Genomic DNA, 9,783 nt, shown 5'->3' with positions numbered 1-9,783 from the left:
TAGGCACGCCGCCAGCGTTCGTCCTGAGCCAGGATCAAACTCTCAATAAAAAGTTTAATCTGTTGCTCAAATTACTTTGAGTCTTAATTTTAAGACTTAAAAGAATTGCTGGTTTACTTTATACTTAACTTATATTCTGTTCAATTTTCAAAGACCATTTTCTTCATCGCTCTCAAGCGACTTCCTTATATTATCATTTGTCTTACTGTTTGTCAACAACTTTTTTCATTCATTTTTAAGTTGTTTTAATTTCCTTGTCGCATCTCTCAGCGACGAGATTTATCTTACCATTTTAAATCCTAAGTGTTTAATATAAATCATATTGTTTATGTAATTTATCTTTTAATTTCTTTAATTTTCTATTATTATTTAACTTATTCTAATATTGATACGCCTGGATTAGATTATGTAGCATTTATAGATTTAAATCAAAAATAATAAAAAAATCGCAATTAAATCATACTCATATGTATTATTAATTGCGATTTATATTGTTTTATTTAATTATTATTATTCATCTATATTATCTGAATCTTCAACAATAGCTATTTCATCTTCTATATCAATACTTAAAGATTTATCATTTTCATCTTCGCTTCCCTCTTTTAAAGTTAGCTGTTCCTCTTTACTATCATTTCCTCCAGATATTTTTGCAATAGCAACAATTCTTTCATCATCTGATGTTCTCATTAATCTTACTCCCATTGCAGATCTACTTGTTACTGATATATCTGAAACATTAATTCTTATTGCCACTCCACTTGTATTTATTAGCATAAGTTCATCATCTACTTTACATACAGTTGCACCAACAACTTTACCTGTCTTTTCAGATATTTTATATGTTATTAGTCCTGTTCCACCTCTTCTTTGTAACTTGTACTTACTAACAGGAGTTCTCTTACCAAATCCATTTTCACTTATAACTAATAAATCTTCTCCTTCAACAGCTATATCCATGGAAACCGCAATATCATCATTCTTTAGATTTATAGATCTTACCCCTGAGGCAGTTCTTCCCATTGCTCTTACATCAGTTTCATTAAATCTAATAGCATTACCATCTTGAGTTGCAATTATTATATCTGAATCTCCATTAGTTACTTTAACTCTAAGTAATTCATCTCCATCTCTTAGGTTAATAGCTATTAATCCATGCTTTCTAAGATTTTTAAATTCAGATAAAGGAGTCTTCTTCACTATTCCCTGTTTAGTCGCCATAAATAAGAATCCTTCGTTAACATCATCACCTATTGTTAAAACTGTCTCTATTCTTTCATCCTGCTCTATTGCAATAAGATTTATTATGTTAGTACCTTTAGCAGTTCTTCCTGCATCAGGTATTTCGTATGCTCTTAATTTATATACTCTACCTCTATTTGTAAAGAATAATACATCTGAATGAGTTGAAGTTATTAATACATGCTCTACAAAATCATCTTCTTTAGTAGACATTGCTTGTATTCCTCTTCCCCCTCTTCTTTGAGATGAGTAAGTATCAGCTGATATTCTCTTTATATATCCTGAATGAGTTAACGTAATTACTACATCTTCCTCTTGGATTAGATCCTCTATATCAATTTCATTCATAACTTTTTCTATAGAAGTTCTTCTATCATCACTATATCTTCTCTTGATTTCAATTAACTCTTCTTTGATTACTGATAATAATTTTTCTTCACTTGCTAATATTGAATTTAAGTATTCTATTTGTTTCATAAGTTCAGCATATTCTTCTTCAATCTTATCTCTTTCTAATCCTGTTAATCTTCTTAGTCTCATCTCTAAGATTGCTTGTGCTTGTTTATCACTTAGATTGAATCTTTCAATTAATGTATTTCTAGCTATTTCTGAAGTTTTTGATGATCTAATAATATTTATTACTTCATCGATATTATCAAGAGCAATTCTTAACCCCTCAAGAATATGAGCTCTCGCCTCAGCCCTATTTAATTCAAATGCTGTTCTTCTAGTTAATACCTCTTTTTGGAATTCAATATAATGTCCTAGAACTTGTTTTAAGTTTAATACCTTTGGCTCATTATTTACTAAAGCTAACATTATAACTCCAAAAGTATCTTGCATTTTAGTATGCTTATATAATAGATTTAAAATAACATTTGGATTTGCATCCTTTTTCAATTCTATTACTATTCTCATACCATCTCTATCTGATTCGTCTCTTAAATCAGATATTCCAACGATTTTCTTATCTTTAACCAAATCTGCTATATTTTCGATAAGTTTAGCCTTATTTACTTGATATGGTATTTCAGTAACTATTATTTTATGCCTATTATTCTCCTCTTCAATTTCTGCTTTTGCTCTAACTATTATTCTACCCTTACCAGTTTCATATGCCGCTCTTATACCTGCTTTTCCCATAATTATGGCACCTGTTGGAAAATCTGGCCCCTTAACTGCAGTCATTAGTTCTAAGATAGTTGCTTCTGGATTATCTATAAGCATTATAGTAGCATCTATAACTTCTCCTAAGTTGTGAGGTGGAATATTAGTAGCCATCCCAACAGCTATACCTGATGATCCATTAACTAAAAGATTTGGATATCTTGATGGTAATACTACTGGTTCTTTTTCCTCTCCATCAAAGTTAGGGATAAAATCAACTGTATCTTTATTTATATCTCTTAACATTTCTGCAGCTATTTTATTCATTTTAGCTTCTGTGTACCTCATAGCGGCAGCACTATCTCCATCTACAGAACCAAAGTTACCATGACCATCTACAAGCATATATCTCATAGAAAAGTCTTGTGCCATTCTTACAAGTGCATCATATACAGAAGTATCACCATGTGGATGATACTTACCTAAAACTTCCCCTACAATTCTTGCACATTTTCTATAACCTCTGTCTGGAGCTAGCCCAAGATCATTCATAGAATGTAGTATTCTTCTATGAACTGGCTTTAGTCCATCTCTAACATCTGGAAGTGCACGACCAACTATTACACTCATAGCATAGTCGATATAGCACCTCTTCATCTCTTTATTAATATCTATATCTATAACTTTTCCTTCATTCAAGCTCATGTACCTCACCTCGCTTTAGTACTAAATATCTAAGTTACTTACCTTCTTAGCGTTTTTGTGTATAAATTCTCTTCTAGGCTCAACTTTATCTCCCATTAATATAGTGAATATTTCATCTGCTGCTATAGCATCATCAATACTAACTTTTAATAATATTCTCTTATCAGGATCCATAGTAGTATCCCATAATTGATTTGCATTCATTTCTCCTAGACCTTTATATCTTTGAATATTTGTTGAATTATCCTTACCACCAATTTGTTGAAGCATTGATTCAAGCTCTTGGTCTGAATATGCATAATACTCCTTTTTATTCTTCTTAACTTGATAAAGTGGTGGTTGAGCTATATAAACGTGCCCCCCATCTATTAAACCTCTCATATATCTATAAAAGAATGTCAGTAATAGAGTTCTAATATGAGCACCATCTACATCAGCATCTGTCATAATTATTATTCTATTATACCTTAATTTATTTTCATCAAAATCATCACCAATTCCTGCTCCAAAAGCAGTTATCATAGATTTTATTGTATCAGACGTTAATATTCTATCTAATCTTTGCTTTTCAACATTCAATATTTTACCTCTTAAAGGTAAAATTGCCTGGAATCTTCTATTTCTTCCTTGTTTAGCTGATCCACCCGCAGAATCTCCCTCAACTATATAAATTTCACACTCTAGCGGATCCTTAGATGAACAATCTGCTAACTTACCCGGAAGTGTTGATCTTTCTAAAACTGATTTTCTAGTAAGCTCTCTAGCTTTTCTTGCAGCATCTCTTGCTCTAGCTGCCATAAGTGCCTTCTCTATAATTATCTTACCTACATTAGGATTCTCCTCAAGGAATATAGAAACGCCCTCACCAACTATTGAATCGACAACACTTCTTACTTCCGAATTACCTAATTTAGTTTTTGTTTGACCTTCAAATTGTGGATCTGTTATTTTAACAGATACTACAGCAGTCAATCCTTCTCTTATATCATCTCCTGATAGATTCTTATCATTTTCTTTTAAATGATTGAACCTTTTAGCATAATCATTAATAACCCTGGTTAATGCTGTTTTAAATCCTACTAAGTGAGTTCCTCCCTCAATAGTATCTATATTATTCGCAAATGAATATAAATTCTCATTATATCCATCATTATACTGAAGTGATACTTCTGCAATTATTCCATCTCTTTCGCCTTCTACATATATAGCTTCTTCATGTAATACTTCTTTATTTCTATTTAAGTATGATACAAATTCTTTTATACCACCCTCATAGTAATATATATCTTGCTTATTTTCTTCTCTCTTATCTGATAGTATTATCTTTATGCCTTTATTTAAGAAAGCTAGTTCTCTTAGTCTATTTGATAATATTTCAAAATCATACTCAGTCTCTTCGAATATATCAGCATCAGGCTTAAATGAAACCTTAGTTCCATGTTCTTCTGTTTCACCAATTTTCAATAAATCAGATAGCACAGCCCCCCTAGAGTATTTTTGTTGCCATACTCCACCTTCTCTTGATACTGTAACTTCGCACCATTCAGATAAAGCATTAACTACTGAAGCACCAACTCCATGAAGACCTCCTGATACTTTATATCCACCACCTCCGAACTTACCACCGGCATGTAGAATAGTCATAATAACTTCAACAGTAGATTTTCCCATCTTAGGATGTATTCCTGTAGGCATACCTCTTCCGTTATCTATTACTGTTATGGAATTATCCTCATTTATTGAAACTGATATCTCATCACAAAACCCAGCTAATGCTTCATCTATACTGTTATCGACTATTTCATAAACAAGATGATGCAATCCCCTTGAACTAGTACTCCCTATATACATTCCTGGTCTCTTTCTGACCGCTTCTAAGCCTTCAAGAACCTGAATTTGACTTTCATCATAACTCTGTTTGTTATTTTCCAACATAATCTCCTCCTTCAATTAACTTTCATTTTAACTCCATGAAGATTTAAAATTGGAACTATGGATTATAATCTATATTAGTTCTCTTTGTTAAAGTTGAAGATGATATAGGAGATAAATAAACTTTACTCATTTTATTAACTTCAGCTATAACAAAAGATTTAGGTTTCTCTTTAGAAATCCTCTCTACAAACCCATCTTCCTCTGCCATTCTTAAAAACGCACTTGTATCTGAACTATACATGGTAGTCTGTAAATCAAAAATCCCAATTATATCCTTAATCGGAACAACGACATTTTCGCCTAAATGTAAAAACATAAGAATTCCTCCCTTAATTTAGGATTTCACCATCCTTAACCTTAAAGACCTTGGAACTATCATCTAAATAATTTGTAAGATCCTCTATTCCTGTGCATGTTATTATTGTTTGAATTTCACCTATAGTACTTAAAATATATCTTTTTCTATTAAAATCTAATTCTGATAAAACATCATCTAGCAATAATACTGGATACTCTGATGTCAACTCCTTTATAATTTTTAAAGATGAAAACTTCATAGTAAGGACAGCACTCCTTTGCTGCCCTTGTGATCCATAACTTTTAGTATCTATCTCGTTAATAAGTACAGTAAAATCATCTCTGTGAGGCCCAACACTAGTTGATCCCTTTTCAATATCTCTAGTTCTATTTTTTTTAAGTTGCTCATAAAAACTATCTTCTATATTTTCTAATTCTTTTATCGTACTTACATACCTAAACTCTATATCTTCCTTCCCTGAAGATATATCCCTATGTATATTATTTCCATAAAAATTTAACTTATTAATATAATTTAATCTTTCCGTAATTATGTTTTGACCAAAGTTTGCTAGCTGAATATCATATATATCTAAAATGTCCTTATCAACTTTTCTACTCTTTAAAATTATATTACGTTCATTCAAAACCTTATTATATTGTACCAAATTATAATAATACTTAGAATTTAATTGACACAATTCCATATCTATGAATTTTCTTCTTACACCAGGAGAATCTTTAATTATTCTTAAATCTTCAGGTGAAAACATAACAACATTAAAGTTTCCAAACAATTCTCCAATTTTTGAAACTTTAACCTTATTTATTCTTATAGCCTTTTTTCCATCCTTAAGTATATTAATATCAATAGTTTTATCTAATCTATCCCTACCAACCAAAATACTCACATAAGCACTTTCATTATTCCAATTAATTAGTTCCCTATCCTTTGAAGTTCTATGGGATCTAGCAAATGCACAATAATAAATAGCTTCAAGAATATTAGTTTTCCCTTGAGCATTATCCCCCATAAATACATTTACATTTTTCCCCAGTGTTATATTTAAAGATTTATAATTTCTATAATTTAATATTTGCATTTTCTTTATATACATTTACTTACACCTATTTATTATAACATATTAGAGGAATAAAAGTAATTATTAGGTTAATAGCACTTAGATTACTCTATACTTCTCTCCATTAAATTCTACCACATCTCCTGGTCTAATTTTCTTTCCTCTTTGAGTACATACTTCACCATTAACCTTCACCATCTCATCTAAGATATAAATTTTTGCTTCTGATCCCAATGAAGCAGCTCCACACCATTTTAAGAAAGAGTCTAATTTAATAAACTCAGTATTTATTTTAACTTCATTCATTTTCCAATTTAATGCATATAAATACAAATTTTATGCATTACTCCTTTCTATCTCAATAATCGTACTGGTAATACTAAGTACTTAGAATTATCAGTATTCTTGCATTTTATAATACAAGGACTAACACTTGAAGTCATTTCTAATATTACATCATCACTTTCTATATTTTTTAGAACATCTAATAAATATCTTGAATTAAATGCAATTTGAATAGACTCTCCTTGCAGATTTATGTTAACTTCTTCTCTTACTTTTCCCAATTGAGAATTGGATGTTATTATAAGCGTCTCTTCTTGAACATCTAATTTGATTAGATTGCTATTGCTATCTTTAGCCATTAAAGATGCTCTCTCTATACAATTTTGTAGTTGTTGTTTTTTAACCTCAATGGACATCTTGTGTTCTTGAGGAAGTAAAGATATATAGTTGACAAATTTTCCATCTAATAATCTTGAAATAACTTTAGTATCATTTAAATTAAATAAAATATGATTGTTTGTAAATGTTATTTTAACAATATCAGATGTATCTTCAAGTATTCTTGAAACTTCATTTAAAGTTTTTCCTGGTATTACAACTTCTATATTGCTATCGCTATCTAAGAATTCTGATCTTATTGCTAATCTATATCCATCAAGTGCAACTAGATTTAGACTTCTATTTTTCACTTCGAAGAAGATTCCTTGTAGTATTGGTCTAGTTTCATCTTGAGCAATAGCAAAAGATGTTCCTTTTATCATACTTTTTAATATATTTTGAGGAACTTCAGCTGATAAATTCTCATTTATTTTAGGAAGTTCTGGATAGTCCTCCCCGTTCATATAAACTAAGTTGAATACTGATTTTTCACAAGTTATTTGCATTATTTCATTTTCTAATGTTTCAATAATTACTTCAGAATTTGGAAGCTTTCTTATTATTTCTCCAAATATCCTAGAATCTATTACTAACATTCCTTCTTCTTGAACAGTAGCATCTACTTTTGTTTCAATAGATACGTCCATATCAGATCCTATTAAAGTAACTCCATCATTTTTAGCAGATATATATATTCCCTCTAGTATAGGCATTGTTGTTTTTCCAGTTATAGCCTTGCTAGCTATTGATATTCCTTCTTGTAGTTTTTGTTTTTCGCATATAAACTTCATATAAAAACCTCCTTAATTTATAAACATGTAATATTAACAGAAATAATATAAATATATAGATAAATATATAGATAATTTATAATAATAGTAGTAGTAGGGGCTGTTGATATGTTTATAAGTACCTGAACCCATTGAAAACACTAAAAATTTAATAAAAAAATATTGTGGATAAGTGAAGCAAAAAATACATATCTTATCCACAGTATTAACAAATAATATTGCTTTTAGTAGTTATCCACAAATAATTCAATATATTTATGTACAGTTGTTAGTTAATTTTGAGTTAGTTTCTTTGTTATATCATTTACTGTATGTTGTAAGCTTTCATCAGTCTTAAGGTTATCAGATATTTTTTCATACGCATGTATAACAGTTGTATGATCTCTTCCCCCAAACTCTTCACCTATTTTTGGTAATGACATATCTGTAAGCTTCCTACTTAAATACATAGCAATTTGCCTAGGATAGGCTACATTTCTTGTTCTTCTTTGTGATTTTAAGTCTTCTACCCTGAGATTAAAGTATGCTGAAACTACATCTTGTATAAGATCTATTGTTACATTTTTATTTTGCTTATTTGAAATTATATCCTTTAAAGCCTCACTAGCTAATTCTACAGTAATTGGTCTATTAGTAAGTGATGAATATGCAACAATTCTAATTAAGGCACCTTCTAATTCTCTTATATTAGACTTAATTTTGGTAGCGATATATACCATGACTTCATTAGCGACATTTAATTTCTCTACATCAGCTTTCTTTTTTAAAATTGCCATTCTCGTTTCAAAATCTGGTGGCTGAATGTCAGCTATTAATCCCCATTCAAATCTTGAACGAAGTCTATCTTCTAACGTTGGTATTTCCTTTGGTGGCCTATCTGATGATAGGATAATTTGCTTATTTGCATCATGTAATTCATTAAATGTATGGAAAAACTCCTCTTGAGTTCTTTCTTTCCCAGCAATAAATTGAACGTCATCTATTAGTAGTATATCTACATTTCTATATTTATTTCTAAATTCTTCATTTCGATCATCTCTAATGGCATTAATAAGTTCATTAGTAAACTTTTCAGAAGATACATATACTACTTTTGCGCTGGAGTTATTTTGAAGAGCATAATGCCCTATAGCATGCATTAAGTGAGTTTTACCAAGTCCTACTCCTCCATAAATAAATAAGGGATTATAGGCCTTAGCTGGAGCCTCTGCAACAGCCAAAGATGCAGCATGAGCAAATCTATTACTATTACCTATGACAAAGGAATCAAAGGTATATTTAGGATTTAATGTACTAGACATTTCATCATTTACATTTACAGATGATTTATCATCACCCTTTATATTTTTTTCTTCCTTTTCGGCAACTTCTTGAATATCAGATGCAACTATAAAATCTACGCTGTAAGCTTTAGAGCAAGCTGCCTCTATGGAGTTTACAACAAGGTCCTTATACCTTTTTTCTAATATATCTTGTGTAAAGGAATTTGGAACACTGATTTTTATAGTATTGGAAGATATAGAAATAGGTTCGCAGCTTTTAATCCATGTATTAAAGCTGACTTCACTCATTTCACCTTTAATAATATTTAATGTTTTTTCCCATAATGATTTAAGATCATTATTCATTTTATATCCTCCATAAAAAAATATTTGAAATAAAAAATATGTTAGTTAATAACAAGATATCAACACATTTATTAACATCTAAAATCATATGTTAATAAATTTAATATAAATATTCACATGTTAATAAATATGTTGATAAAACAATAAGCAAAAAATTATCCACAATATAATTATGTACACTTTTTAACATTATTAACATAGCATAAAATTAATATTTAAGCTAAAAATAGAATATATTATAGTAAGAACAAAGAAAAAGTAAACAAGTTATGCACAATTTAGTCCACAGGTGTGGATAACTTTACTTGAAAATAAAATTATTCACATTCATTA

Annotated in this window: 7 protein-coding genes; all 7 read right to left on the bottom strand. The window is 29.8% G+C overall.

Annotated elements, in window-relative coordinates; translation table 11 throughout:
- Positions 1–510: 510 nt before the first annotated feature.
- The 7 genes from gyrA to dnaA all read right to left on the bottom strand — a co-directional run bounded on the left by gyrA (position 511) and on the right by dnaA (position 9,450).
- Positions 511–3,054, bottom strand: coding sequence for a DNA gyrase subunit A (gene gyrA / locus QK892_RS08315; protein ID WP_317273075.1), 2,544 nt, complete (start codon positions 3,052–3,054; stop codon positions 511–513).
- A 21-nt stretch (positions 3,055–3,075) separates the two neighbouring features.
- Positions 3,076–4,989, bottom strand: coding sequence for a DNA topoisomerase (ATP-hydrolyzing) subunit B (gene gyrB, locus QK892_RS08310; RefSeq protein ID WP_317273074.1), 1,914 nt, complete (start codon positions 4,987–4,989; stop codon positions 3,076–3,078).
- Positions 4,990–5,044: 55 nt separating this feature from the next.
- The gene (remB, locus tag QK892_RS08305) at positions 5,045–5,305 is read right to left on the bottom strand and encodes an extracellular matrix regulator RemB (RefSeq protein WP_195266386.1); all 261 of its coding nucleotides are present in this window, start codon (positions 5,303–5,305) and stop codon (positions 5,045–5,047) included.
- A gap of 13 nt (positions 5,306–5,318) precedes the next feature.
- Positions 5,319–6,404, bottom strand: a complete 1,086-nt coding sequence (recF, locus tag QK892_RS08300) for a DNA replication/repair protein RecF (protein WP_317273073.1) — start codon at positions 6,402–6,404, stop codon at positions 5,319–5,321.
- 63 nt (positions 6,405–6,467) lie between these two features.
- Positions 6,468–6,674, bottom strand: a complete 207-nt coding sequence (gene yaaA / locus QK892_RS08295; RefSeq protein ID WP_317273078.1) for a S4 domain-containing protein YaaA — start codon at positions 6,672–6,674, stop codon at positions 6,468–6,470.
- 47 nt (positions 6,675–6,721) lie between these two features.
- Entirely contained in the window at positions 6,722–7,822 is a 1,101-nt protein-coding gene (gene dnaN / locus QK892_RS08290) for a DNA polymerase III subunit beta (RefSeq protein ID WP_317273072.1), read from the bottom strand.
- Between the two features lie 272 nt (positions 7,823–8,094).
- Positions 8,095–9,450: a chromosomal replication initiator protein DnaA gene (gene dnaA / locus QK892_RS08285; RefSeq protein ID WP_317273071.1), complete on the bottom strand. Its 1,356-nt coding sequence runs from the start codon at positions 9,448–9,450 to the stop codon at positions 8,095–8,097.
- Positions 9,451–9,783: the final 333 nt, after the last annotated feature.

It is taken from the genome of Clostridium lamae (assembly GCF_033043255.1).
Classification (GTDB): domain Bacteria; phylum Bacillota; class Clostridia; order Clostridiales; family Clostridiaceae; genus Clostridium; species Clostridium lamae.
This window is presented reverse-complemented; position numbering and strand designations above follow the sequence as displayed.

Excerpts from the sequence above, each read along its gene's own strand:
- dnaN (WP_317273072.1), bottom strand. The coding sequence starts at position 7,822 with ATGAAGTTTATATGCGAAAAACAAAAACTACAAGAAGGAATATCAATA.
- yaaA (WP_317273078.1), bottom strand. The coding sequence starts at position 6,674 with ATGAATGAAGTTAAAATAAATACTGAGTTTATTAAATTAGACTCTTTC.
- dnaA (WP_317273071.1), bottom strand. The coding sequence starts at position 9,450 with ATGAATAATGATCTTAAATCATTATGGGAAAAAACATTAAATATTATT.
- gyrB (WP_317273074.1), bottom strand. The coding sequence starts at position 4,989 with ATGTTGGAAAATAACAAACAGAGTTATGATGAAAGTCAAATTCAGGTT.
- recF (WP_317273073.1), bottom strand. The coding sequence starts at position 6,404 with ATGTATATAAAGAAAATGCAAATATTAAATTATAGAAATTATAAATCT.
- gyrA (WP_317273075.1), bottom strand. The coding sequence starts at position 3,054 with ATGAGCTTGAATGAAGGAAAAGTTATAGATATAGATATTAATAAAGAG.
- remB (WP_195266386.1), bottom strand. The coding sequence starts at position 5,305 with ATGTTTTTACATTTAGGCGAAAATGTCGTTGTTCCGATTAAGGATATA.